The organism is Azospirillum sp. UENF 111221 (assembly GCF_058780625.1).
The window spans coordinates 499,979-523,985 of the sequence record NZ_JBSNCH010000002.1 but is presented as its reverse complement, the minus strand read 5'-3'; the positions used below and the strand labels follow the sequence as shown (position 1 = coordinate 523,985).

Below are 24,007 nucleotides of genomic sequence, written 5' to 3'. Positions count from 1 at the left end.
ACGGGCTTTTGCCTATCGGCGTTCCGGTCCACCGCCAATGGCATTGCGCATGCCAGCCGGCTGTGGATTGATGAGTGGGTCACTACCCATATTGGAGACAGCACCATGTCCGCCGACCTGTGGCTCGCCTTCGCAGCCGCCTCCGCCATCATGCTGATGATTCCGGGGCCGACGGTGCTGATCGTGGTGTCCTATGCCCTGGGCCATGGGCGGAAATCGGCCATGGCGACGGTGGCCGGGGTGGCGCTGGGCGACTTCACGGCGATGACCGCCTCCATGCTGGGGCTGGGGGTGCTGCTGTCGACCTCGGCGGCGCTGTTCACCCTGCTGAAATGGGCGGGTGCCGCCTATCTGCTCTATCTCGGCATCAAGCTGTGGCGGGCGCCGGTCGGCAACGCCGAGGCCGCGGCCGACGACCGGGATGTCCGGCCCTGGCGCATGATGCTGCACACCTATGCCGTCACCGCGCTGAACCCCAAGAGCATCGTCTTCTTCGTCGCCTTCCTGCCGCAGTTCCTCGACACCGGCAGCCCGCTGGCCGGGCAGATGGTGGTGATGGAGGCGACCTTCCTGGTGCTGGCGACGCTGAACGCCGCCGGCTATGCCCTGCTGGCCTCGGCGGCGCGGCGCGCGGTCAGGACGCCGTCGGTACAGCGGACGGTCAACCGGGTCGGCGGCTCGCTGCTGATGGGCGCCGGGCTGCTGACCGTGGCCTGGAAGCGCACGGCCTGAGCCGATTCATTGACAACTCATCATAACTTCACCGAAAATTGTCTGCGAATGAGGTGGTGCACGCGCCGGTAACTTTCTTGACGCTGGCGAAAGCGAATCGATCCGCGGGGGCGGTGATGGTCGACGGGGGCAAAGGGGCCGACAGGGCGGACATTCTCCGGCGGGACTCCGCCGCGGATGTCCTGGAATTCGCCGCCGAAGCGGAGGAATCCGCCGACGGCGGGCGGCGCAATCCGCCCTGGCTGATCCTGATCGTCGACGACGACCACGAGGTCCATGCCATCACCCGCGTCGTGCTGGGCGAGATGATGTTCGAGGAGCGGCCGGTCCGCTTCCTGTCCGCCTACACCGCAAGGCAGGCGCGGTCGCTGCTGGCGGAGCATCCGGGCATCGCCGCCATCCTGCTGGATGTGGTGATGGAGACCGACGATGCCGGGCTGAAGCTGGTCCGCCACATCCGCGAGGAGATGGGCAACCGGCAGATCCGCATCATCCTGCGCACCGGCCAGCCGGGGCAGGCGCCCGAACGGCAGGTGATCGCCGCCTACGACATCAACGACTACAAGGCGAAGAGCGAGCTGACGGCGCAGAAGCTCTACACCGCCGCGGTCGCGGCACTGCGCTCCTACCAGCACATCGCCACCATCGAGCATGGCCGCCAGGGGCTGGAGCGGGTGATGGAGGCGGCCGACCATCTGGCCGGGCTGCGCTCGCGCCCGCAATTCCTGGCCGGGCTGGTCGGGCGGGCGGCGGCGCTGGCGGGCGGCGCCCAGTCCGCCCTGCTGTGCGCCGCCGGGGAGGATGGGCGACCGTCCATCGTCGCGGAGGCCGGGCTGCCGGCAGACGACCTGCCGCCGGAGGCGGCCGCCACCGTGCTGGCGGCGCTGGCCGACGGGCAGACGCGCTGGAGCGCCTGCTGCGGAGTCGCCGTGCTGCGCGGCCGCGATGCGCCGCCGCTGGCGCTCTGCCTGCTGGGCGGTCCCTTCGCCGCGGGCGACCGGCCGCTGGTGGAGCTGCTCTGCACCAAGGCGGCGGTCGGGCTGGACAATCTGCGGCTTTACGAGCGGCTGAACCAGGCGCAGATCGCCACCGTCCATGCGCTGGGCAAGCTGGCCGAATACAAGGACGAGGTCACCGGCGACCATGTGAAGCGGCTGGGCCGCTGGGCCACCGCCATCGCCCGCGAACTCCACGCCCGCAATGTTTTCGCGCACGAGCTGGACGACTGGTTCTGCGACACCATCGGGCTGGCCAGCGTGCTGCACGATGTCGGCAAGGTCGGCATCCCCGACGCCATCCTGCGCAAGCCGGGCCGGCTGGACGAGGCGGAGATGGCGGTGATGCGCGAGCATGCCGCCATCGGCGGCAGCATCCTGCGCGATGCCTGCGGCGGCGACCGCCACGGCTACCTGTCGATGGGCGCGGAGATCGCCGAGAGCCATCACGAGAAGTTCGACGGCAGCGGCTATCCGAAGGGGCTGGCCGGCGACGCCATCCCGCTGGCCGGCCGCATCGTCGCCGTCGCCGACGTGTTCGACGCCCTGCTGCATCGCCGCCCCTACAAGAAGGCGTGGGACATCGGCGAGGTGCTGGACCTGCTGCGGGCGGAGGCCGGCAGCCATTTCGACCCGCGGGTGGTCGAGGCCTTCCTGGCGGTGCTGGAGCGCGACGGGGCGGGGGTGTAGGACCCGCCGCCCCACCTGCTTTTCAAGCCCCAGCTTTCAGGGGCCGGTTTTCAGACGCCCAGCACGTCGCGCATGCTGTAGAGGCCCGGCGTCTTGTCCTGCGCCCACAGGGCGGCGCGGACGGCGCCCTTGGCGTAGATGCCGCGGCCCGACGCCTTGTGGGTCAGCTCGACCCGCTCGCCCTCGCTGGCGAAGAACACGGTGTGGTCGCCGATCACGTCGCCGCCGCGCAGCGTGGCGAAGCCGATCTCGCCGCGTGGACGGGCGCCGGTGTGGCCGTCGCGCACCTTCTGCCAGACATCCTCCAGCGCCACCCCGCGCCCGGCCGCCGCGGCACGGCCGAGACCGAGCGCGGTGCCTGACGGCGCATCGACCTTGCGGCGGTGGTGCATCTCCAGGATGTCGATGTCGTAGTCGTCGTCCAGCGCGTGGGCGACCTGCTCCACCAGAGCCAGCAGCAGATTGACGCCCAGCGACATGTTGGGCGACTGGACGATGGCGGTGTGGGTGGCCGCGGCGGCGATGGCCGCCTGCTGCGACGGGTTGAGGCCGGTGGTGCCGACGACCAGCACGGTCTCCGACTGGGCGGCGAGTGCGGCGTGCCGTTCCGTCGAGTCCGGGCTGGTGAAGTCGATCACCGCGTCGGCCTCGGCGAAGAGGGCGACCGGGTCGTCGATGGCGGTCACGCCCAGCGGGTCGATCCCGGACAGGATGCCCAGATCCTTGCCCAGCGCCGGGCCGCCCAGCCGCTCGGTCCCGCCGGCCAGCGTGCAGCCCGCAGTCGCCGCGATCTCGCGCACCAGCATCTGGCCCATGCGCCCCGCGCACCCGACGACACCGATCTTCATGACGCCCATCCTCTGTTCGACTCTTCCGGCCGGAGTTTCCCGCCCTCCCAGCGGTTTAGCACAGGCCCGGCCGTGGCTTAAGCGCCAAGGCAGCCGCGCAGCGATGCGGCGAGGTTGCGCAGCAGGGTGGGGTAGAGCGCCTCGCCCTCCGGCAGGTCGGCGCCTTCGGGGTCGAGCACGCCGGTCTTCGCCTTGGTTCCCTCGACCACCGTGCGGACCAGCGTCGGCTCGAACTGCGGTTCGGCGAAGACGCAGGCGGCGTTCAGCCCGGCGATCTTGGCGCGGATCGCCGACAGCCGCTTGGCCGACGGGCGGCGGTCCGGGCTGACGGTGATGGAGCCGACCGCCGACAGGTCATAGCGCGCCTCGAAATACTGGTAGGCGTCGTGGAAGACGACGAAGGGCTTGTCCTTCAGCGGCGCCAGCGTGGCCTTCAGTTCCGCATCCAGCGCGTCGATGGCCTGGAGCGTGCGGTCGGCGTTGGTGCGGTAGGCCTCCGCATCGGCCGGATCCCTGGCGGCCAGCGCGTCCGCCGTCGCGGTGACGATGGCGCGGGCGTTGGCGGGATCGAGCCAGATGTGGCTGTTCAGCTCGTCATGGTCGTCGTCATGGTCGGCAGCGTGATCGTGGTCCTTGTGATCATGATCCTTATGGCCGTGCCCCTCATGGCCGCCCTCATGTCCATGGTCGTGCGCCTCCCAGGCACCGCCTTCGCGCGTCTGCAGCAGGGTCAGGCCCTTCTGCTCCATCAGGGTCAGTCTCGTCGCCTTCGGCGCGTTGGCCTTCAGCGGCTTTTCCAGGAACCCTTCCAGCTCGGGGCCGACCCAGACCACCAGATCGGCGGCCGACAGCGCCTTCGCGTCCGATGGCTTCATCGTGTAGCTGTGCGGCGAGGCGCCGCCGCGGACCAGCAGGACCGGCTCGCCCACCCCATGCATGACCGAGGCGACCAGGGAATGGATCGGCTTGATCGACACCACCACCTTCGGTGCCTCGGCCCGGGCCGGCAGGGCGCCAGTGGCGATGGCGGTGACGGCAAGAGCGCCCAGGGTGCCGGTCAGAAGGCTGGACAGGGCAAATCGACGCATGGGAGGGATCCTCTAGACTTGCTGGACAGGCTTCCGGTTTCAGCGCATAGGGAAACCGGCTTCACTTTGGTGTCACGTTATAACGTAACATGTCAACACCCCAACCAAACCGGGATGGCTCCGCCCTCTTCGCCGGCCCGCTCGCCTGGACCGAGGATTTGACCGTCCGTTTCGGCCGCCGCACCGTGCTGGACCGCGTCAACATCGCCGTCCAGCCGGGCGAAGTGGTGACGCTGATCGGCCCGAACGGTGCCGGCAAGACGACGCTGGTGCGCGCCGTGCTGGGGCTGACGGCGCCCGATGGCGGTCGGGTGCTGCGGCGGCCCAACCTGCGCATCGGCTACATGCCGCAACGGCTGTCGGTGGACCAGACGTTGCCGCTGACCGTGCGCCGGTTCCTGGCGCTGTGGCGGCCGGTGACCGCCGATCAGGTGGCGGCGGCGCTGGAGGAGGCCGGGGTGACGCGGCTCGCCGACTCGGCGGTGCAGACGATTTCCGGCGGCGAGATGCAGCGGGTGCTGCTGGCCCGCGCCCTGCTGGGCGAGCCGGACCTGCTGGTGCTCGACGAGCCCGACCAAGCGGTGGACGTGCATGGGCAGGCGGAGCTGTTCAACCGCATCGCCCAGGTGCGGCAGCGGCGCGGCTGCGGCGTGCTGCTGGTCAGCCACGACCTGCACACGGTGATGGCGCGCACCGACCGGGTGATCTGCCTGAACGCCCATGTCTGCTGTTCCGGCCGGCCGGAGGATGTCAGCCGGCACCCGGAATATCACGCCCTGTTCGGCGGCCATGCCCGCGACCTTGCCGTCTATGTCCACCACCACGACCATGCCCATGCCGAGGACGGCAAGGTCGTGCACGACCATGACGGGGACTGCTGCCATGGATGAGTTCGTGATCCGCGCCCTGCTGGCCGGCGGCGGCATCGCCCTGCTGGCCGGGCCGCTGGGCTCCTTCGTGGTGTGGCGGCGCATGGCCTATTTCGGCGACACGCTGTCACATTCCGCCCTGCTGGGTGTGACGCTGGGCTTCCTGCTCGGCGTCAACCCGATGATCGGCGTGATGGTGGTCTGCGTGTCGCTGGCGCTGGCGCTGGTGGCGTTGCAGCGGCGGCGCCATCTCGCCGCCGACACGCTGCTGGGCATCCTGTCGCATGGCTCGCTGTCGCTGGGGCTGGTGGCGCTGGCCTTCCTGGAGACCTTGCGCGTCGATCTGATGGCCTACCTGTTCGGCGACATCCTGTCGGTGACCGACGGCGACCTGATGGCGATCTATGGTGGCGGCGCGGTGGCGCTGACCGGTCTGGCGCTGCTGTGGCGCCGGCTGCTGGCGGTGACGGTGGACGAGGATCTGGCGCGGGTCGAGGGCATGCCGGTCGACGCCCTGCGGCTGGCCTTCATGCTGCTGATCGCGCTGGTGATCGCCATCGCCATGAAGATCGTCGGCATCCTGTTGATCACGTCGCTGCTGATCATCCCGGCGGCGGCGGCCCGCCGCTTCGCCCGCACGCCGGAAGGCATGGCAGCGCTGGCCTCCGTCCTGGGCATCCTGGCGGTGATCGCCGGGATCCTGGCCTCGCTGAACTGGGATCTGCCGGGGGGGCCGAGCGTGGTGGTGGCTGCCGCCGCGCTGTTCCTGTTGGGATCGCTGGTGCCGCTGCGGCGCTGATCGAAAGCACGGCGCGCGACAGCGCTGCCTGCAACCGGAAAAAGAACACGTTCGCGTGGGTTTCCCGTTTGCGGAAGTGACCGCCTGGGCCATAGTCCGCCGGCGGACGCGATGGCGGGAGGGCCGCCATCGCCGCCGTACCAACGGAGGGCTGGAGGATGGAGAAAATCCTCACTCTCCTGATCCTGGTGCTGGAGATCGTCAAGCGGCTGCTTGACCTTCTGACGCACTAAGATCGGGCGGGCGGGCCGGGGAATAGGAGTTCCCGGCCCACCTACCCCCGATATTGGTGCTGCACCCGCCCGCTGTCAACGGGGTGCCAGGAAACACTCATTCGTCGATGTTGCGGGCCAGGACTTCGCGCTTGCCGGAGTGGTTGGGCTTGCTGACCACCCCTTCGGTCTCCATCCGCTCGATCAGACGGGCGGCGGAGTTGTAGCCGATACGCAGCTGGCGCTGGATGAAGCTGGTCGAGGCCTTGCGCTCGCGGCAGACCACCGCCACCGCCTTGTCGTAGAGGTCGTCCCCCGATCCGCCGCCGGTGCCGGGCAGGGCATCGTCGTCGAAGGACTGCTCGCCCTCCTCGTCCTCCAGGATGGCGTCGACATAATTCGGCTCGCCCTGGGCCTTGAGGAACCTGACGATCTGTTCGACCTCGTGGTCGGAGACGAAGGGGCCGTGGACGCGGGTGATGCGGCCGCCGCCGGCCATGTAGAGCATGTCGCCTTGGCCCAGCAACTGCTCGGCCCCCTGTTCGCCGAGGATGGTGCGGCTGTCGATCTTGCTGGTGACCTGGAAGCTGATGCGGGTCGGGAAGTTGGCCTTGATGGTGCCGGTGATGACATCGACCGACGGGCGCTGCGTCGCCATGATCAGGTGGATGCCGGCGGCACGCGCCATCTGGGCCAGACGCTGGATCGCCGCCTCGATGTCCTTGCCGGCCACGAGCATCAGGTCGGCCATCTCGTCGACGATGACCACGATGTAGGGCAGCTCGGTCAGGTCGAGCGGCTGCTCCTCGAACAGCGGCTTGCCGGTGTCGGGGTCGAAGCCGGTCTGGATGCGGCGGGTCAGCGACTCGCCGCCCTCGCGCGCCTCGCGCAGGCGGGCGTTGTAGCCCTCGATGTTGCGCACGCCGAGCTTGGACATGTTGCGGTAGCGGTCCTCCATCTCCCGCACCGTCCATTTCAACGCGACCACCGCCTTCTTGGGATCGGTGACGACCGGCGTCAGCAGATGGGGGATGCCTTCATAGACCGACAGTTCCAGCATCTTGGGGTCGATCATGATGAAGCGGCAGCGCTCCGGCGGCAGCCGGTAGAGCAGCGACAGGATCATCGTGTTGATCGCCACCGATTTGCCCGAGCCGGTGGTGCCGGCGACCAGCAGATGGGGGAAGCGGGCGAGGTCGGCGACCACCGGCTGGCCGCCGATGTCCTTGCCGAGCGCCAGCGCCAGCTTGCCGCCATGCTTGTCGAAGCCTTCCGCCGCCATCAGTTCGCGCAGCAGAACGGTCTCCCGCTTGGCGTTGGGCAGCTCGACGCCGATGACGTTGCGGCCGGGGACCACGGCGACGCGGACCGACACGGCGCTCATCGAACGGGCGATGTCGTCGGCGAGGCCGATGACGCGGGAGGACTTGGTGCCGGGGGCCGGTTCCAGCTCGTACAGGGTGACGACCGGGCCGGGATGGACCTTCTGGATCTCGCCGCGCACGCCGAAATCGCCCAGCACGCCTTCCAACTGGCTGGCATTGCGCTGAAGCGCCGCCTCGTCCAACTGCTCGCCGCGGATGCCGGTGGGCGGCACCTGCAGCAGGTCGAGCGGCGGCAGCTCGTAGCCCGGAGGTCCCTCCTCCTCGCCCAGTGGCAGGCGGGGCTGGCGCGGGTCCGATTTGTCGCCTTTGGTCTCCGGTGCTGCGGATTTGGGCGGGGTGACGATGGGAACGCTGCGGGCCGGCTTGTCGGCTCCGCCCAGGGCGGTTGTGCCGGGGGCGGCAGCCGGGCCTGCCGCTGGTCCGGCCGTCAGCGTAACCCGGCTGGCATCGAGGCCGGCGGGGGGAGGCTGGGGCACCCGGACGGCTTCGTCGAAGCGCGGGATGTCGTGTTTGCCGCCGCGCAGCGAGGCGTCCACGGCGACCGAGGCCGCCTGCGCGGCATTGCGGCCGTGGCGGCGCAGGGAGTCCACGCCGTTGCGGGTGCCCTGGCGGATCAGGTGGACGCCGTTGACCATGCCACGGCCGAGCGCGCGGAAGCTGGCAATCCACTCGCCGATCGACAGGCCGGCCGCCAGGAACAGCACCAGCCCGCCGCCCACCGCGGCGGCCGTCGCCACCATCGGCTCGGGCCCGAACAGGTTGGCGACCCCGCGCAACAGCACCTGCCCGATGCTGCCGCCCGGAAGGGGGGCGAGCGGATCGGTGGAGGCGTCGGTCAGGCCGGCCAGCGCCATCGCCACCAGGAACACGCCCCACAGCGCCAGGACGGTGCGGAACAGCGGGTTGCCGAGCTTGCGCTGGGCGCCGAGCCGCCAGCCCCAGAACATCGGCACCAGCGCGATGACGAAGGCGGCCCAGCCCAGCGACTGGATCAGCAGGTCGGCGGCATAGGCGCCGGGGATGCCGAACAGGTTGTGGGCGCCACCCGCCGTGGCCGGGACCGAGTTCAGCGAGGCGTCATGCGGGTCGTAGCTGCCCAGCAGCACCATCAGCAGCAGGCCGAACAGGCCCAGCACGAAGCCCATCGCCTCGCGCGCACGGGCGACGACGAAGGCGCGCATGGCGGGCGAGAAGAAGGGCGGCTTTTCCTGCCGGCTGCGGCCGGAGCGGATGCGGTCCTTTCCCGGCTCCTTCGCGGCCTCGCGGGGCGCTCCCTTGCGCGGGCTGGGGGCGGGCCGTCCCAGGCTGGGCCGGGGGCGCGCGGAGGAGGGGCCGGCGGGTCGGGCCATGGGACGGAAACCTCGTGCTGTAGAAACCGAAAAAGGGGCTGGCCGGAACCGGGTGCCGGAACCGCTCAGCCGAGAATGCGGACGATGGAGGCGCAGGCCTGGGCGACGGTGTCGGTGTCCTGCACCAGGGCGACGCGGATGAAGGCCTCGCCGGGGTTCGGCTCGCCGGGATTGTTGCGAGACAGGTAGGCGCCGGGCAGGACGCGGACCGCACCCTCCGCCCACAGCCGCTTGGCGGCCTCCTCGCCGTTGCCGACCTCCAGCCAGAGGAAGAAGCCGCCGGCCGGACGGCTATAGCCGTAGCGGCCGCCCAGCTCCGCCTCCGCCGCCGCGAACTTGGCGCGGTAGGCGGCGCGGTTCTCCTCGACATGCGCCTCGTCGCGCCACAGCGCGGTGCTGGCGGCCAGGATCGGCAGCGGCATGCCGGCACAGCCGTAGCTGCGCAGGCGGGAGAAGCGGCCGATCAGCGCCGGGTCGCCGGCGACGAAGCCGGAGCGCAGGCCGGCAGCACTCGACCGCTTGGACAGGGAATGGAAGACCAGCAGGTTGGACCAGGGCTTGCCGTCCGCGTAGGGCAGGCCGGCCGCGACCTGGAGCGCGCCAGCCGGCGGGGCGTCCAGCCAGATCTCGGCATAGCATTCGTCGACCGCCAGCACGAAGCCGTACTGCCGCGCCAGCCCGATGGCCTTGGCGAGATAGGCCGGCGTCGCCGCCGCTCCCTGCGGGTTGGCGGGGGTGCAGAGGTAGAAGAGCGCCGTGCGCTCCAGCAGCTCCGGCGTCAGGGCGTCGAGGTCGGGCAGGAAGCCGGTCTCGCGCGTCGCCGACAGGAACACCGGCTCCGCCCCCGCCATCACGGCCGCCCCCTCATAGGGCGCGTAGAACGGGTTGGGCATCAGAACCGCCGGCTGGCGCCCGGCCTTCCGCGTCGGCACCGCCAGCAGGGCCAGCATGAACAGCGCCTCGCGCGTGCCGGACAGCGGCAGGATGGAGCTGTCGGCCTGCAGCAGCCCGGCCGGCAGGTCGTAGCGGCGGGTCAGCCAGTCGCCGGTCGCGGCGCGGAACTCCGGCGTGCCGCCGACCGGCGGATACTTGTTCCAGCCGGATGCGCTGGCGCGCAGCGTTTCCTCGATGATGGCGGGCGGGGTGTGCTGCGGCTCGCCCACCGTCAGCAGGACGGGAGCGACGTTGGCGCGCGGGGTGATCGGCGCCAGCAGATTGGCCAGACGGGTGAAGGGATAGTCGGTCAGCAGGTCGAGCCGGTCGTTGCCGATCGCCTCGGTGAAGACGGCACCGCTGTTGACGCTGAAATCCGCAGAAACCATGGCGACCGCAACCCTCTTCGCAACCCCGGATGCCGCACCCCGGCCCGGGGAGGCGGCCATGTCTTCGATTGAGGGACCGATCCTATCGGCGGGGCACGGGGGGCACAAGCGCCCAGAACCTTTGGCCGCGGCGGGTGGCCGAACGGTCACAGCGGACGGAAGACAGTGTCCTTACGGGTCGCTTCGCTATTTCATCCGGGCGATATTGACGGCCCTGTTTCATCCGGGTAAAATATGTCCCTCACCAACGGAGTTCCGACCATGTCCGTCACCGCCGAAACCCTCTGTACCGCCTTCCGGGGCGAGCGCCGCCTTGCCGCCGGGGATGCGCTGAGCGTCGCGCGGGCGGTGCGGACGACACTGGACGCGGAGCCGGATGGGCCGCCGGTGCTGGTGTTCGACGACGCCACCGGCAAGGTGGTCGACCTCGACCTGCGGGGAAGCGATGACGAGCTTGCGTGGCGTCTCTCGCCGCCGCCGTTACCGCGGGGGCCGGGACGGCCGAAGCTGGGGGTGGTCGCGCGGGAGGTGACGCTGCTGCCGCGCCATTGGGAATGGCTGAGCGCCCAGCCGGGCGGCGCATCGGTGGCGCTGCGCAAGCTGGTGGACGAGGCGCGCAAGGGCGGCGAGGCGAAGGACCGGGTGCGCCGGGCGCAGGAAAACGCCTACCGCGTCATGCTGGAGCTGGCCGGCGACCGGCCGGGTTATGAGGAGGCGGTGCGGGCGCTCTATGCCGCGGACCGCGCGCGGTTCGAGGCGCTGACGGCGGAGTGGCCGGCCGACGTGCGCGGTTACGCCGGTGCGATGGCGGCGGACGCCTTCGGCGAGTGAGGATGGCGACTGGGGATAAAGGACCGGCTGAGGATTGAGGTCAGGCGCGCGGGACGCGCGCCCGCCGGGTCCGTTCCCGCCGGAAGGAGCGGACCCCGAGGTTCGGCAGCCTTACAGCGCCTCGGCGTTGGTCTCGCCGGTGCGGATGCGCACAGCCTGGGCGATCTCCAGCACGAAGATCTTGCCGTCGCCGATGCGGCCGGTGTTGGCGGCCTTCTGGATCGCCTCGACAACCTGCTCGTACTGGTCGTCGGACACGGCGACCTCGACCTTCACCTTGGGCAGGAAGCTCACGGAATATTCGGCGCCGCGGTAGATTTCCGTCTGGCCCTTCTGGCGGCCGAAGCCCTTGACCTCGCTGACGGTCAGGCCCTGGATCCCGAGCGACGTCAGCGCCTCGCGCACTTCGTCGAGCTTGAACGGCTTGATGATGGCCATAACCAGTTTCATGTGGCTTCCCCTTAAAGCGTTGTTCCGGCCGCGTGCAAGGCTGTGGCAGCCCGGTTGCGGTTCCGGTCCGGCCCGACACCGTACCGTTCCCCCGCCGTTGGCCCAAGCCTGTTCGCGTCGACCGCAAAAATCAACGATTACAAGAATCGTGCCGGTTGAAATGCGCTGCAACGATGGGAATATGCCTGTTGATTGGGCGCCCAAAAAGGCGGCATCTGCCTAAAATCCATTCAGCGACAATCTGTCCGGCGATCTGGCCGGGCCGGCTGGGGACTGGACACTGGACAGGACGCCGCAGTGCGACAATTGTCTGGTCGCGGCGTTGCCGGCAAGGCTCAGGGGCAAGGCTCGGGCCCGGCCGGCGACCGGCACAGGCATTCTAAGGCGAGAAGGCAGCGAGCATCATGGCCGTACCGGGCACCGAATCGGGCAACGCGACCGTTCCCCCGCAGGGCGGAGACATCACCACGGAGGTCGTGGTGCTGGGCGGCGGCCTGGCCGGGCTGACCATGGCGGCGGCGCTGGCCAACGCCGGCGTGCCGGTGGTCTGCATCGACCAGGACAGCCCGGAGCGCATGGGCGAACGGGATTTCGACATCCGCACCACGGCGATCTCCTACGCCTCCAAGATGGTGCTGGATGCGGCGGGCGTGTGGCACCACATGGCCGACAAGGCCGGCCCGATGCTGGACATCCGCATCGCCGACCAGTTCTCGCCGCTGTTCATCCATTACGACCACACCGAGCTGGCGGTGGAGGGCAAGCACCAGCCCTTCGGCTGGATCCTGGACAACAAGGACATCCGCCGCGCCCTGTTCACCCGCGCCGACGAGCTGCCGGGGCTGGTCCATCTGGCGCCGGCCAAGGCGGTGACGGTGGAGCGGACGCGGTCGGGCGTCTCGGTCCGGCTTGCGGACGGGCGGACCGTGCGCGGCCGGCTGCTGGTCGGCGCCGACGGGCGGCGGTCGATGGCGCGCGACAGCGCCGGGATCAGGGTGCGGCGCTGGTCCTACGACCAGAGCGCCATCATCTGCACGATCCGCCACACCGAGCCGAACAAGGGCGTCGCGGTCGAGCATTTCCTGCCCAACGGCCCCTTCGCCGTCCTGCCGATGACGGACAACCGCTGTTCCATCGTGTGGAGCGAGAAGACCTCGCTGGTCGACACCTATCTGAAGCTGCCCGACGACCAGTTCGTCGACGAGCTGCAACGGCGCTCCGGCGGCTATCTCGGCGAGATCACGCTCTTGACCAAGCGCGAGGCCTGGCCGCTGTCGGTCCTGCTGGCCGACCGCTTCATCGCCGACCGGCTGGCCCTGGTGGGGGAGGCGGCGCATGCCATCCACCCCATCGCCGGCCAGGGGCTCAATCTCGGCATGCGCGACGTCGCGGCGCTGGCCGAGGTGGTGGTCGATGCCTATCGCCTGGGGCTGGATGTCGGCGGGCCGGAGGTGCTGGCGCGCTTCCAGCGCTGGCGCCGCTTCGACACCGTGCTGCTGGCGGCGGTGTGCGACGGGCTGGTCCATCTGTTCTCCAACAGCATCCCGCCGGTGAAGCTGGCGCGCGACCTGGGCATGGCGGTGATCAACCGGCTGCCGCCGGTCAAGCGCTTCTTCATGAAGCACGCCATGGGCGTGGTCGGCGACCTGCCGCGGATGATCAAGGGCCAGCCTCTTTAAGCAGCCATTAAGAGCCGGCACCGGTAATCCTTGGCAGCGGGGGGCGGACGCCTTATGTCCGCCATACCGGCCGGGTAAGGAGCCGGGCTCCGAACGACCGAGGATGAAGACCGTGCTTCGCCGCCTTTCCGCCGCCCTGCTGTCCGCCGCCCTCATTGCCCCGCTGCCGGCCGTCTTCGCCCCGCCCGCCGTCGCTGCGCCTGCCACGCCCGTCTCGCTGACGGCGCAGGACCAGGCGGTCGTCGCCAAGGTGGAGGAGTATCTGAACGGCATCACCACCCTGCAATCGAAGTTCCTGCAGGTGGCGCCGAACGGACGGCAGGCGACCGGTACCTTCTCCCTGTGGCGGCCCGGCAAGATGCGGCTGGAATATGACCGGCCGCTGAAGGACTTCATCGTCGCCGACGGCAGCTTCGTCTTCTATTGGGACGGCGAGATGCGCCAGCAGTCGAGCGCCCCCATCGGCTCGACGCTGGCCGACTTCATCCTGCGCAAGAACATCCGCCTGTCGGGCGACGTCACCGTCACCGACGTGTTCCAGGCCCCCGGCGTGATCGAGGTCAGCCTGCTGGAGACCAAGGACGCCGGCAAGGGCACCCTGACCCTGGTGTTCGAGGACCGGCCCTTCCAGCTGCGCAAGTGGCGGGTGCTGGACGCCCAGGGCCTGACCACCGAGGTGGCTCTGCTGAACCCGCGGACCGACGTCACCTTCGACCGCGAGATGTTCTATTTCAAGGAGCCGGCGCGCGGGTCGGACTTCGGCCGCAACAACTGAGCGGCCAAGGGCGGGCGGGCAACGAAACCCTTCGCCTCCTGTTGTCATTGCACGGGATGACAGCGGGAGGCTTTCCATGTCCCACGACCATGTGGACCGGCCCGGGCCCCATCCGCAGCCCGGACCGGCGGGCCGTCTGCGCAGAATGAACAGGGTGCTGGCGCGCAACTGGTGGGCGCTGGCCCTGCGCGGGGCGGCGGCGATCCTGCTGGGGGTGCTGGCCCTGCTGATGCCGGGGGTGACGGTGGCGACGCTGGCGCTGACCTTCTCGGCCTACCTGCTGCTCGACGGGGTCTTCGCCATCCTGGCCGGCCTGCGCGCCTCCCGCCACCATGAACGCTCGCTGCCCTTTATCCTGGAGGGGGCGGTCAGCCTGATCGCCGGCATCGTCGCCGCGCTGTGGCCGGCCGCCAGCCTGTTCGCGCTGGTGTTCCTGATCGCCGCCTGGTCGGTCGTCACCGGCCTTGCCGAGGTGATGGGCGCCTGGCGGATGGAGCGCACCCACGGCAAATGGGCCTGGGGCGTGGCCGGGGCGCTGTCGATCCTGTTCGGGCTCAGCATGTGGATCCTGCCGGCGCTGGGCCTGCTGGCGCTCGCCTGGGGTGTCGCGGCCTATCTGATCGCCTTCGGCATGCTGGCGCTGGTGACGGCCGTCCGGCTGCGGCACTGCCATCGCGGGAACGGCGCCCCGGGCAACGGGGGAATGACGGCGACGGTATGAGCCGTGCCATCGCGGATGGCTGCTGCTATGAAGCCGCTCCCCCAACAGATCAGTCGCGATCTGGCGCACCGAGTGGGAAATAGGACCGATAAGGGCGCCCCTCGTCGACGGCACGCGCGATGGACGGCCGCGCCAGCAGGCGTGAGCGATAGTCCCGCAGCCGGGGAAAGCCGGGGCCGATCCGGTGAACCCAATCGGCATAGAAAAGCGAGGGGGCCGCGGCGCAGTCGGCCATGGTGAAGCCGTCGCCTGCCGCCCAGCGTCTGCCCGACAGCCTTTCCTCCAGCCAGGCATAGGCCGTATCGAGGGCCTGGCGGGTTTTCTCCTTCACCTCGTCCAGCCGCGTCGCGTCCGGTCGTATCGACTCGAACACCGGCGCCTGCATGGGCGTCATGATGTAGTTGTCGAAGAACCGATCCATCAGCCGGACCTCCAAGGCGGCGTCACCGTCGTCGGGCAGCCACCGGATCGGTCCGGCATGATGGCGATCCAGATGCTCGATGATGATGCTGGATTCCACGACCGTGCGGCCGTCGTCCGCCAGCACCGGAAAGCGCCCGAGTGGCCAGAGCGCCGCACGCTCCGCCGCTGCGCCGGGTTCCTCCAAATTCCGGTAGGTGAAGGGAATGTCGTTCTCCCAGAGTGCGATCAGCACCTTTTGGGAATACGAGGAGAAGGGATGCGCGTAGAGCGTCAGCGACATCGGGGCACCTCCAACTGCTTGCGATATGCAAGCAGTTGAAAGCTACCGCGACCGATCCTAATTTGCAAGCGGAAGGAGACCGGTCTTGCAGGATGCACATCGGTCGGGATGCCCGATCAACCTGACGCTGGAGGTCCTGGGCGACCGCTGGAGCCTGATCGTCATCCGCGACATCATTTTCGGCGACCGGCGGCGGTATCGCGAACTCCTGACCCGCTCGGAGGAGGGCATCGCGTCCAATGTTCTGGCGGACCGGCTCAAGCGGCTTCTCGCCGCGGGCCTGCTGACCAAGGCCGATGACCCGCGTCACCGGCAAAGCGTGATCTACAGCCTGACCGAGCCGGCGATCCAACTCGTTCCGTTGCTGGCTCAAATGGGCGCATGGGGGCGGCGGCACGCGCCTGCGTCCAGAGAGCTGTCGATTCGTGCGCAGCTTCTCGAAGAGGGTGGTCCTCCCTTGTGGGAGGAGTTGATGGATGAACTGCGCGTGCGTCACCTGAATGCCGAGGCGTGCGGCCTGTCGGTCTCGGACTCCGTTCTGCAGAGACTGAACGCGGCCTACGAAGCAATCCGGCAAGCGCCGAACTGACGGGCTTATCGCCGAGGTCACGACGCCCTCTTCCAACCCGTTCCGCGCGGGATGGGGCGGCTTTTGCTTGGCACATTCCCGTCTTATCGTAAGCCTATCGTACAATTTCCTACACAAATAGTCTCTGGCAGCCTGAAATCCGGCACAATGTTTGCTGCGTTGCGGCAAAACGGCTGCGAGGGGCTGTGTCATGACGCCGCACCGACCGACTCTTGGGCAAACTGCCGGCCAGCCCGGCGGGAGCCGCACAGGAACTGTGCAACACAACATCCTGGCCGCTGCGGCCTGCGGGGTGTCGGACTTCATCGCCGCCCAGGGCGGCTGCCCCGATCAGGTGTTCCACCGGGCAGGCGTGGAGGAGCGCGCGCTCGGCCAGCCGACGCTGGCGCTCGACCTCCGCGCCTATGTGGCGATGATGGAGGTGGCGGCGGCGGAGACAGGCAACGACAATTTCGGCCTGATGTTCGGCCGCCAGTTCCAGCCGGAGATGCTGGGGCTGATCGGCTCCATCGCGCTGGCCGCCCCGACTCTGGGGGCCGCACTCGACCATCTGGCCCGGCTGTTCCCCTTCCACCAGCAGGCGACCGAGACGCGCTTCGTCCGCGAGGGCGAGCTGCTGCGGCTGGAATACCGCATCCTCGACGGCTGCATCGTCGAGCGGCGGCAGGATGCCGAGCTGACCATGGGCATGTTCGCCAATGTGGTGCGCGCCTGCCTTGGGCCTGACTGGATGCCGGAGGAGGTGCATTTCGAGCATCCCAAGCCGGAGGGCTGGCGCCAGCACGAGTCGCTGTTCGACGCGCCCGCCCATTTCGGCCAGCGCACCAACGCCATCCTGCTGCGCGACCGCCAGCTCGACCGCCGCATGCCCGGCGGCGACATGGCGCGGCTGACCGGGCTGTGCGGCACGCTGATCGACATCGCCCGCGGCACCGGTACGCCGCCGCTGCTCGACCGCGTGAAGGCGGAGGTGCGGGCGCGGCTGCCGGAAGGCCCGACCTACGTCGAGGACATCGCCGACCGGCTGGGCATCGCCCGCTGGACCCTGCAACGCCGGCTGGCCGACGAGGGGCTGAGCTTCTCCGATCTGGTCGAGGGGGTGCGGCGCGATCTGGCGGCGGTCTATATCCGCCAGCGCCATGTCCCGGTCGCCGACATCGGCGCGCTGCTGGGCTATTCGGAGGTCAGCGCCTTCAGCCGCGCCTTCCGCCGCTGGTTCGGCATGTCGCCGGCGAAGATGCGGGGTTAGCGACCCGCACATCCGAGGGTCCGTTGCCTGTTCCAAACAGCGGCATCGGTTCGGCGACAGCCACCGCCTGGTTGTGTTCACCGGACCGATGAATGCCGGGCGCGCAATAATTGCGTGTCTTCTATAATGTTATTACGCTATTTGGTATTACCGACAAGGGTGAGGGGGCTTCTGCCGCCAGCCACGGCGATTCGGCACCGATCATCCGGCAAAAAATGATGCTGGGGAAAAACAATGATATCGCAAAGACTTCGTGCGTCATTCCTGGCGTTAGGCACGCTGCTGTTGCTCAGCGCCTGCGCCAGCCCGCATATGCGGGATGCTTCGGAACCCGTCGCGGCCGTCAAACCCGCTGAAAATGCAGCAACGCTTGTCCTGATGCGCCCATCGATGTTCGGCGGCGCCATCCAGTCGTCGGTCTACGACATAACGTCGGGCAAGTCCGAATTCATCGGCATCGTGTCCGCTGGGAAGAAACTTGCCTATGGAACGCCCGCCGGCAAGCGTCGCCTGATGGTGGTCGGGGAGTCGGCCGATTTCATGGATGCGGATTTTGCGACGGATCAAATTTACTACGCCCGCATTGCTCCACGCTTCGGAATGTGGAAAGCGCGCTTTTCTCTGGAGCCGGTTCCCGCCTCCTCGGCTGACCTGGAGAGCGATTTGAAGACTTGCACCTGGGTGGAAAACACCCCCGCTTCGCATGATTGGGCGCGCACGAACATGCAAAGCGTGGAGATGAAGAAGGCAGAGTATTTGCCAGACTGGGAGAAGGGCTCGGACAAGCCCTTCATCGCCCAGGATACCGGCAGGAAGGCTCAGCCATAGCCGGAGGTCATCAAAACGGGCGTCGTCGCCGGTGACGGGTGTTCGCCCGCACTGTCGCGGATCGCGGGCGGCGCCCGGTATTGCAGGAAATCCCCCTCGGCCGGAACAGGCCGGGGCAGGGGACCCGGAAGGATCAGATGCCGACCTCGACCGCAGCGTTGACGACATAGATCTGCTCGTTGCGGTCGTTCTTGTCGGCCAGGAAGATGCCGCTCGGCGCCAGCATGCCGCCGCTGGTGACGTGGATGCTGACCACGCCATAGGGGAAGACGGCCTTCACCGCCTCATGGTCCAGCCGGTCGGCATCGGCCGGCACGGCGAGGTGGACGCGCACCTGCATTTTGCCGGTGTCGCCGTCCACCAAGGCCCGCATGCCCGGCATCGAGTTGCGCTCTATGGCGTTGCGCACGGCACGGACGGCGGCCTTGGTCACGTCCTGGCCGTGCAGATCCACCCCCATGCCGAGTTCCACGAACATCACCTGTTTCATCGCGCCCCTCTTCATCGCGTTGGGCCTTCCTGTCGGTTTCGGATGACGGGGATGATGGCGCGGACCCGCTGCGAGGGCCAGGGGGCGGCGGCGGATTTTCGGGGGGTGGAAGGCGCCGCTCACTCCATCGGCAGCCCGACGTAATTCTCCGCCAGCGCCGTCATGGCGGCGCGGGAATGGACGAGATAGTCCAGCTCGGCCAGATGCACCCGCTGCTCGAAGGGGGACTCCGTCTCGTTCCGGTGCAGCATGGTGGTCATGTACCAGGAGAAGCGCTCCGCCTTCCAGATGCGGCGCAGGCAGGTGGCGCTGTAGGCGTCCAGCGCCTCGGTGGTACCGGACTTGTAGTAGGCGGTCAGGGCGCGCGACAGCACCAGCACATCGGCGACGGCCAGGTTCAGTCCCTTGGCGCCGGTCGGCGGCACGATGTGGGCGGCATCGCCGGCGATGAACAGGCGGCCATGCTGCATCGGGTCGCAGACGAAGCTGCGCATGGCGATGATGCCCTTCTGGAAGATCGGCCCCTCGGTCAGGGTCCAGCCGTTGTCGTCCTCCAGCCGGCGGTGCAGTTCGGACCAGATGCGGTCGTCCGACCAGTTGGCGATGTCGTCCCTGGGATCGACCTGGATGTAGAGCCGCTGCACCTCCGGCGAGCGGGTGCTGAGCAGGGCGAAGCCGCGCTCGTGGTTGGCGTAGATCAGTTCGGGGTGCGACGGCGGGGCCTCGGTCAGGATGCCGAGCCAGCCGAAGGGATAGACCATCTGGTATTCGCTGCGGGTGGCGGCGGGGATCGCCTGCCGGCTCGGCCCGTGGAAACCGTCGCAGCCGGCGACGAAGTCGCAGCGCAGTTCCTCCACCGGCCCGTCCGGGCTGCGGCGGAAACGGACGCACGGCGCCTTGCTGTCCAGTTCGAGGAACTCCACGTCGGACACGCCAAACAGGATGGTGCCGCCATCCTCCAGCCGGGCGGAGACGAGGTCGCGGATCACCTCATGCTGGGCATAGACGGTGACGCGCTTGCCGCCGGTCAGCTCCGCCATGTCGATGTGGTGGCTTTGGCGGTCGAAGCGCAGCGTGATGCCGGAATGGAAATGGGCCTCCCGCATCATGCGCCCGCCCAAGCCCATGTCGTTCATCAGGTCGACCACCCACTGTTCCAGCACGCCGGCGCGGATGGTGCCCTCGATCTCCTCGCGGCTGCGGTGTTCGAGGATGATCGACTCGATGCCCTGGCGGTGGAGGAGGTGGGACAGGAACAGGCCGGCCGGGCCGGCGCCGATGATGGCGACCTGGGTTCGGGCGATTGGGGTTCGGGCGATTGGGGTTCGGGTCGATTTGGTGGGGTGCATGTCTCTCGCCCTCCTTGGGGACCAGGGGCAGGCGTGATTCTGCGAATTGTTTATCACGCCAATCATTGGTGTTCATGCTATTCCCGGGCAGGAGGGCCGGACATAGACGAACCGGCGAAAGGCTTGTACTTTTCAACGCCTGCCCGACGGAGCCCCGTGCGATGTCCGCCCATCTCGCTCCCAGCGCCGAACCCATTCCCCGCTATTGGCTGTATGGCGAACCGCCGGCTGTGCCGGAGCTGCGCTTCGTCCATATCGAGACGATTCCGGAGCGGATGCGCTTGTACAATTGGGAGGTCCGTCCGCATCGCCACGATGGGCTGAGCCATGCCCTGCTGGTCGGGGAGGGCGGCGGGCGGCTGACCGCGGACGGGGTGGAGGTGGCGTTCCGCGCCCCGGCGCTGATCGTCGTGCCGGCACAGGTGGTGCACGGTTTCCGCTTCGATCCCGGCACCGACGGGCATGTGCTGACCATGTCGGAGGGGTTCCTGGCCGGGGTGCTGGCGGCTGCACCGGAGGTGGAGCTGCGCGATGCCCCGGCCCTGCCGCAAGCCTGGAACCTCGAGGCCGGGTCGGATGGGGCGGCGGCGCTGGACCGCTGCTTCGCCGAGATCAGGCGGGAGTTCCGCGCCCACCATGTCGGCCGGGCCAGCGCCATCGCGGCGCAGGTGATGCTGCTGCTGGTCGCCGTAGCACGACTGGCGGCCGACCGGCGGCGGGACAGTGCCGACCGCGACGGGCAGGGGGTGTCGCCCGACCTCAGGCTGCTCGCCCGGCTGCGGCCGATGGTCGACGAGCGGTTCAGCCAGCATTGGCCGGTGGAGCGCTATGCCGCGGCGCTGGGCGTCACGCCGGGCCGGCTGAACGCCGCCTGCCGCCGGGTCACCGGCCTGTCCACCCTGCAGCTGGTGCATGCCCGGCTGATGCTGGAGGCGCGGCGCTCGCTGATCTACACCAGCCATGGCATGGCGGAGATCGGCTATGCCCTGGGGTTCGAGGATCCGGCCTATTTCTCCCGCTTCTTCACCAAGCGCGAGGGGCGGTCGCCGCAAGCCTTCCGCCGGGCGCATGGGGATGGCGGAACGGGAGGCAGCGTTGACGGGAACGGCCTTGACCGGACCGGGGGCGTCTCACCACAGTAACAGCCTTGCGTCCCATGGCGGGGATGCGGACCGATTCAATGCTTGGGCCCGGTTTGCGGGAAAGGGTGGTGGCGATGGACAGCCTGGACGTCACGATGCGCGAGCCGGCCGAAACGGTCGAACAGTCGCTGTGGCGCCGCCTGCGCGCCGACGCCGTCCGGGTGGCGGAGGAGGAGAGCGGGCTCGCCCCCTTCCTCTATGACGCGGTGCTGGCGCGCGACGGTTTCGGCCCGGCGCTGGCCGCCCTGCTGGTGCGCAAGCTGGCCGACCGCGCCATGCCGGAGGACCGGCTGGCCGCCGTGGTGCGCGACGCGATCGAGACCGACCCGGCCATCGTCGAGGCCGCCGCCGCCGACCTTGCCGCCATCCTGGCGCGCGACCCCGCCGCCGACGGCTGCCTGACGCCTTTCCTTTATTTCAAGGGCTACCATGCCCTGCAATGGCACCGCGTCGCCCACTGGCTGTGGCGGGGCGGCCGCCACGACCTTGCCCATTTCCTGCAAAGCCGGGTGTCGGAAGCCTTCGCCGTCGACATCCACCCGGCGGTGCCGGTCGGACGCGGCGTGTTCATCGACCATGGCACCGGCGTGGTGATCGGCGAGACGGCGGTGATCGGCAACGACGTGTCGATCCTGCAGAACGTCACGCTGGGCGGCACCGGCAAGGAGCATGGCGACCGCCACCCGAAGGTGCGCGACGGCGTGCTGCTGTCGGCCGGGGCCAAGGTGCTGGGCAACATCACCATCGGCGCCCATGCCAAGGTCGGCGCCGGCAGCGTCGTGCTGAAGGACGTTCCCGGCTGCGCCACCGTCGCCGGCGTGCCGGCCAAGGTGGTTGGCTGGTGCCGCGACGAGCCAGCGCCGGCGCTCACCATGGACCAGAGCCTGCAGCAGGGCGATTACAGCATCTGAGCAGCCGCGTCCGCGGCGCTGACCCTCCGCAATCACCGGAAATCCGCGGTCATTGTGCCCATATGGGCCGTGCCTATATGGAAAGCGGGCGGGAAGCCCGGAGCTGAGGGCAGGGCGCGAGGGCCGTGAGGGTGTTGCTGGCATTTCTGTTGACGCTGGTCCTGCTGCTGGCCGGGCCGGTGTTCCTGCTCGCCTCCGGCGCGGTGCCGACCGCCGTGGATTGGAGCCGCATCGACCGCAGCCCGGTCGGCCTCGCCCCCGATGCGGCGACGACGCCGGAGGCGGTGGTCCAGGTCTATGCCGCCCGCGTGCTGTCCTGGCGCGGCGCCTTCGGCGTGCATCCCTGGTTCGCCGTGAAGCCGGCCGGCGCCCGCAGCTACACGGTCTACGAGGTGATCGGCTGGCGCGCCTACCGTGGCCTGTCGGTGGTGTCCGTCAGCAACCGCGATCCCGACGGCCGCTGGTTCGGCGCCCAGCCGGCCCTGCTGGCGGAGTTGCGTGGCCCCGCCGCCGAAGCCGCCATTCCCAAGATCGCCAAGGCCGCCGCCGGCTATCCCTATGCCGGCGAGTACCGCGTCTGGCCCGGCCCCAACAGCAACACCTTCGCCGCCTGGGTCGCCCGTGCCGTGCCGGAGCTGCGGCTCGACCTGCCATCGACCGCGCTGGGCAAGGATTATCTCGGCCGCGGCCTGTTCGCGTGGGCGCCGAGCGGCACCGGCTGGCAGATCAGCCTGTTCGGCGTCGCCGGCCTGCTGCTGGCTCTGGAGGAGGGGGTGGAGCTGAATGTGCTGGGGCTGACCATCGGCATCGACCCGCTGGACCTTGCAGTGAAACTGCCGGGAATCGGACGGGTGGGATGGTTCGGGTCGGGGACCGTCGATGCGACGCAGGGTAAGTCCTGACTTGCGCCCGGCCATAAGGACCGCGCCCGCCGGTTGAGGGTGAGCGCGAAGCCCAAGGGAATTAGGGGGCCTTAGAGAAAGGAGCCCATGATTGAGCGGAGAAATAGGCGTCGGCAAAGCCGGTGCAGGAGGAAAATCGAGGCGGTAGTAAATCGAATCGAATAATTCCAATATTCTGCACGTAAATCTCTTTTGGATTTATGAAACGATGTTTATGGCGTGCCAGAAGCATGTGCCTGTTGCGGTGCTCGACCTCCTGAAAGAGGCGTTTCTTGTTCGGATCGGTATAAAGATCCTTGCTTCCGCCGCCAAAACGACTGAAATGGGGTATGCTGGTGAACGCCACTTTCAGCCCATGCGCGTTTGCCCGCATACAGTAATCGAGATCGTCATAAAGAAGAGGGGCAAAGCCCTCATCAAGAAGGCCGACCATATCCAATGCTCGTCGAGATAGGATCAGAGGCGAACGAATCACCATAGGGCATAATGTAACCATGGACTCGAACCGATTGTCCGAAGGCAATCGGAACCGTTTGGCGATGGTGTGAAGATAAATATAATGGTCGCCGTCGATTACCGGCGGGTCTGGAATATTGTCTAATGCTTCGATCTTGTTCGGTATCTGCCAGGAACTTTGTGGAGGGTTTTCAGAGCTTACGCAACGCACACCAATCTGTCCGACTCCACGACCGCTCAGAATGTCGATCCCATTGCTCTCCATGAAGTCGACACAGACATCAAGCCAGTCGGCTGCCAATATAAAGTCGTCATCCTGCACGATGGCGACCCAGTCTCCGGTCGCGGCAGCGATTCCGGCGTTGTTTGCACGAACCTCCCAGATGTCGTTGGTGACGATCAACCGGTCTGCATAGCATCCCAAAATCGCTTGAGTGCCATCAGTGCTTCCATCGTCGACCGCCACCAGTTCCGCGTCACGAGCGGATCGGCGAAGTTGATCGAGAAAAACATCAAGATAATGAGCTTTGTTGTGAACACTAAGAACGATGCTGGACTTCATGAGGATTTCCAGGAACAGGTCAATCGCGCTTATAGAAACAAAGCGGCATCCCAACAATAGGATAGGATCTGCGCTGTTGCA

General features: G+C 68.3%; 23 protein-coding genes. 14 read left to right on the top strand and 9 right to left on the bottom strand.

The genetic code is table 11. The features are described 5' to 3' along the window. The first annotated feature begins 105 nt into the window (after positions 1–105). The gene (locus tag ACWPN3_RS07020) at positions 106–732 is read left to right on the top strand and encodes a LysE family translocator (protein ID WP_492243848.1); all 627 of its coding nucleotides are present in this window, start codon (positions 106–108) and stop codon (positions 730–732) included. Between the two features lie 116 nt (positions 733–848). Further along, positions 849–2,417 carry an HD domain-containing phosphohydrolase gene (locus ACWPN3_RS07015; RefSeq protein WP_492243849.1) on the top strand — a complete coding sequence of 523 codons (1,569 nt, stop codon included), beginning with the start codon at positions 849–851 and terminating at the stop codon, positions 2,415–2,417. Between the two features lie 50 nt (positions 2,418–2,467). Here ACWPN3_RS07015 and dapB read toward each other — a convergent pair whose 3' ends face one another. Together dapB and znuA are read right to left on the bottom strand one after the other, a co-directional pair. Next, positions 2,468–3,265, bottom strand: a complete 798-nt coding sequence (dapB, locus tag ACWPN3_RS07010) for a 4-hydroxy-tetrahydrodipicolinate reductase (RefSeq protein ID WP_492261193.1) — start codon at positions 3,263–3,265, stop codon at positions 2,468–2,470. A 77-nt stretch (positions 3,266–3,342) separates the two neighbouring features. Beyond that, positions 3,343–4,353 carry a zinc ABC transporter substrate-binding protein ZnuA gene (gene znuA, locus ACWPN3_RS07005; protein ID WP_109451265.1) on the bottom strand — a complete coding sequence of 337 codons (1,011 nt, stop codon included), beginning with the start codon at positions 4,351–4,353 and terminating at the stop codon, positions 3,343–3,345. A gap of 158 nt (positions 4,354–4,511) precedes the next feature. Between znuA and znuC the strand changes: the two genes are divergently transcribed. Together znuC and znuB are read left to right on the top strand one after the other, a co-directional pair. Further along, positions 4,512–5,243 carry a zinc ABC transporter ATP-binding protein ZnuC gene (gene znuC, locus ACWPN3_RS07000; protein WP_109453239.1) on the top strand — a complete coding sequence of 244 codons (732 nt, stop codon included), beginning with the start codon at positions 4,512–4,514 and terminating at the stop codon, positions 5,241–5,243. After that, entirely contained in the window at positions 5,236–6,021 is a 786-nt protein-coding gene (znuB, locus tag ACWPN3_RS06995; RefSeq protein ID WP_098736094.1) for a zinc ABC transporter permease subunit ZnuB, read from the top strand. Before znuC ends, znuB begins: the two co-directional genes overlap by 8 nt. Before the next feature lie 330 nt (positions 6,022–6,351). Here znuB and ACWPN3_RS06990 read toward each other — a convergent pair whose 3' ends face one another. Both ACWPN3_RS06990 and ACWPN3_RS06985 read right to left on the bottom strand, forming a co-directional pair. Beyond that, positions 6,352–8,967 carry a DNA translocase FtsK gene (locus ACWPN3_RS06990; RefSeq protein WP_492243850.1) on the bottom strand — a complete coding sequence of 872 codons (2,616 nt, stop codon included), beginning with the start codon at positions 8,965–8,967 and terminating at the stop codon, positions 6,352–6,354. Between the two features lie 65 nt (positions 8,968–9,032). Then, positions 9,033–10,289 (bottom strand): aminotransferase class I/II-fold pyridoxal phosphate-dependent enzyme, encoded by a 1,257-nt coding sequence (locus ACWPN3_RS06985; RefSeq protein ID WP_109451420.1) that lies wholly within the window; start codon positions 10,287–10,289, stop codon positions 9,033–9,035. Between the two features lie 261 nt (positions 10,290–10,550). Here ACWPN3_RS06985 and ACWPN3_RS06980 point away from each other — a divergent pair, with 261 nt between their 5' ends. Then, the gene (locus tag ACWPN3_RS06980) at positions 10,551–11,120 is read left to right on the top strand and encodes a DUF2239 family protein (RefSeq protein ID WP_492243851.1); all 570 of its coding nucleotides are present in this window, start codon (positions 10,551–10,553) and stop codon (positions 11,118–11,120) included. 111 nt (positions 11,121–11,231) lie between these two features. On the opposite strand, the gene glnK is transcribed toward ACWPN3_RS06980, so the two are convergent. After that, complete coding sequence (glnK, locus tag ACWPN3_RS06975) at positions 11,232–11,570, bottom strand: P-II family nitrogen regulator (RefSeq protein WP_012977707.1); 339 nt, start codon at positions 11,568–11,570, stop codon at positions 11,232–11,234. A gap of 404 nt (positions 11,571–11,974) precedes the next feature. Between glnK and ACWPN3_RS06970 the strand changes: the two genes are divergently transcribed. The 3 genes from ACWPN3_RS06970 to ACWPN3_RS06960 all read left to right on the top strand — a co-directional run bounded on the left by ACWPN3_RS06970 (position 11,975) and on the right by ACWPN3_RS06960 (position 14,745). Further along, complete coding sequence (locus ACWPN3_RS06970; protein ID WP_492243852.1) at positions 11,975–13,249, top strand: UbiH/UbiF/VisC/COQ6 family ubiquinone biosynthesis hydroxylase; 1,275 nt, start codon at positions 11,975–11,977, stop codon at positions 13,247–13,249. Positions 13,250–13,352: 103 nt separating this feature from the next. Beyond that, entirely contained in the window at positions 13,353–14,024 is a 672-nt protein-coding gene (locus ACWPN3_RS06965; RefSeq protein WP_109451416.1) for a LolA family protein, read from the top strand. 145 nt (positions 14,025–14,169) lie between these two features. Then, on the top strand, positions 14,170–14,745 hold the full coding sequence (locus tag ACWPN3_RS06960) for an HdeD family acid-resistance protein (protein WP_492243853.1): 576 nt from the start codon (positions 14,170–14,172) through the stop codon (positions 14,743–14,745). Positions 14,746–14,794: 49 nt separating this feature from the next. Here ACWPN3_RS06960 and ACWPN3_RS06955 read toward each other — a convergent pair whose 3' ends face one another. Beyond that, positions 14,795–15,448, bottom strand: a complete 654-nt coding sequence (locus ACWPN3_RS06955; RefSeq protein WP_109451411.1) for a glutathione S-transferase family protein — start codon at positions 15,446–15,448, stop codon at positions 14,795–14,797. 85 nt (positions 15,449–15,533) lie between these two features. Between ACWPN3_RS06955 and ACWPN3_RS06950 the strand changes: the two genes are divergently transcribed. The 3 genes from ACWPN3_RS06950 to ACWPN3_RS06940 all read left to right on the top strand — a co-directional run bounded on the left by ACWPN3_RS06950 (position 15,534) and on the right by ACWPN3_RS06940 (position 18,114). Next, positions 15,534–16,037 (top strand): winged helix-turn-helix transcriptional regulator, encoded by a 504-nt coding sequence (locus ACWPN3_RS06950; RefSeq protein WP_109451409.1) that lies wholly within the window; start codon positions 15,534–15,536, stop codon positions 16,035–16,037. 256 nt (positions 16,038–16,293) lie between these two features. After that, complete coding sequence (gene qhpR / locus ACWPN3_RS06945; protein ID WP_109451407.1) at positions 16,294–17,286, top strand: AraC-like transcriptional regulator QhpR; 993 nt, start codon at positions 16,294–16,296, stop codon at positions 17,284–17,286. A gap of 234 nt (positions 17,287–17,520) precedes the next feature. Beyond that, positions 17,521–18,114 carry a hypothetical protein gene (locus tag ACWPN3_RS06940; RefSeq protein WP_492243854.1) on the top strand — a complete coding sequence of 198 codons (594 nt, stop codon included), beginning with the start codon at positions 17,521–17,523 and terminating at the stop codon, positions 18,112–18,114. 133 nt (positions 18,115–18,247) lie between these two features. Here the strand turns inward: ACWPN3_RS06940 and ACWPN3_RS06935 are convergent, their stop codons facing one another. Together ACWPN3_RS06935 and pobA are read right to left on the bottom strand one after the other, a co-directional pair. Continuing rightward, complete coding sequence (locus ACWPN3_RS06935) at positions 18,248–18,604, bottom strand: Lin0512 family protein (RefSeq protein ID WP_492243855.1); 357 nt, start codon at positions 18,602–18,604, stop codon at positions 18,248–18,250. Positions 18,605–18,723: 119 nt separating this feature from the next. Beyond that, the gene (pobA, locus tag ACWPN3_RS06930; protein ID WP_492243856.1) at positions 18,724–19,953 is read right to left on the bottom strand and encodes a 4-hydroxybenzoate 3-monooxygenase; all 1,230 of its coding nucleotides are present in this window, start codon (positions 19,951–19,953) and stop codon (positions 18,724–18,726) included. 161 nt (positions 19,954–20,114) lie between these two features. On the opposite strand from pobA, the gene ACWPN3_RS06925 reads away from it, so the two are divergent. From ACWPN3_RS06925 to ACWPN3_RS06915, 3 genes are all read left to right on the top strand, one after another. Continuing rightward, a complete protein-coding gene (locus tag ACWPN3_RS06925) occupies positions 20,115–21,095 on the top strand; it encodes a helix-turn-helix domain-containing protein (protein ID WP_492243857.1) in 981 nt (326 codons plus the stop codon). Positions 21,096–21,169: 74 nt separating this feature from the next. Beyond that, positions 21,170–22,006 (top strand): serine O-acetyltransferase, encoded by an 837-nt coding sequence (gene cysE / locus ACWPN3_RS06920; RefSeq protein WP_247873392.1) that lies wholly within the window; start codon positions 21,170–21,172, stop codon positions 22,004–22,006. Positions 22,007–22,140: 134 nt separating this feature from the next. Further along, positions 22,141–22,908 carry a DUF3750 domain-containing protein gene (locus tag ACWPN3_RS06915; protein WP_492243858.1) on the top strand — a complete coding sequence of 256 codons (768 nt, stop codon included), beginning with the start codon at positions 22,141–22,143 and terminating at the stop codon, positions 22,906–22,908. Positions 22,909–22,969: 61 nt separating this feature from the next. On the opposite strand, the gene ACWPN3_RS06910 is transcribed toward ACWPN3_RS06915, so the two are convergent. Next, on the bottom strand, positions 22,970–23,926 hold the full coding sequence (locus ACWPN3_RS06910) for a glycosyltransferase family 2 protein (RefSeq protein ID WP_492243859.1): 957 nt from the start codon (positions 23,924–23,926) through the stop codon (positions 22,970–22,972). Between the last annotated feature and the right edge of the window lie 81 nt (positions 23,927–24,007).